Here is a 904-nt window from a genome sequence, read left to right on the forward strand (position 1 = left end):
CGCGGCGGCCGGGTCGGCGACGACGACCTCGGGCACGGCGAAGCGCACGGCCTGGTCGGCGAGCAGGTCGACGTGGGAGCCGCCGGCGGCCAGGCCGGTGACGGTGAAGCGTTCGGGGTGGCGCGCGATGACGTCGAGTCCCTGCGTGCCGATCGATCCGGTCGAGCCGAGGATGACGACGTCGCGGTGCCCGTCGCCGGACGATGCGGCGCTCCGCGGCGCCGTGCTGTGCCGTTCCTGCATCATGTCAGCGGCCGTCCTTGTCCGTGTCGCCGGGCACGAGCGGCCCGTCGGTCGAGAAGGTCGGGAATTCGAGGTTCGGGATCTCGACGTTCATCGGCTCCGGCGGCACGAAGCGCATGTCCTGACCGGCGCCGGACGCATCGTGGCCGGATGCGAGGGACGCTGCGTCCGTGCCCGCGTCCATCGGGCGGCGCACCGGCAGGTCGGGGATCGTGAGGTTCGCCAGCTTCGGCACCGACAGTCCGCTCGACGTCGTCGCCGATAGCTGCTGCGGCCGTTCGGGCAGCGTCTCGGTGCTCTTCGCGAGCGACGCGAGCGCAGCGAGCGACGGCGAGTCGAGCGCCGGCTGCGAGGCGTCGTCGCCGAAGGTGATCGTCGTCTCGTCGGACACGGCCGTCACCGTCGGCGACACGTTGAGGTCGTCGGGCACCGCGGGCGGCGTCGGCGTCGTGCGTTCGCGCTCGGGGATCGTGCGTGGCGCCGGCGTGATCGGCTTGATGTCGGACAGCGTGTGGGCGCGCGCGACCGGCGACGTGCGCGCCGGTTCGTGCGGGACGAGCGGCATGTCGAAGGACTGCGTCTGCGTCGTGTCGCGGTCGGCGTCGTCATGGCGGCCGGATGCGGCGACGCTCGCGCCGCGCGSGCGCGGCCGCCGCGGCGA

Annotated in this window: 2 pseudogenes; both read right to left on the minus strand. The window is 73.8% G+C overall.

Features of this window, described 5'->3' with window-relative positions:
* Positions 1–246 (minus strand): annotated as a pseudogene (locus BCHO_RS08655) (hypothetical protein); the annotation flags it as partial.
* Position 247: 1 nt separating this feature from the next.
* Positions 248–904 (minus strand): annotated as a pseudogene (locus BCHO_RS09390) (hypothetical protein); the annotation flags it as partial.

This window comes from Bifidobacterium choerinum, assembly GCF_000741135.1.
GTDB classification, from domain to species: domain Bacteria; phylum Actinomycetota; class Actinomycetes; order Actinomycetales; family Bifidobacteriaceae; genus Bifidobacterium; species Bifidobacterium choerinum.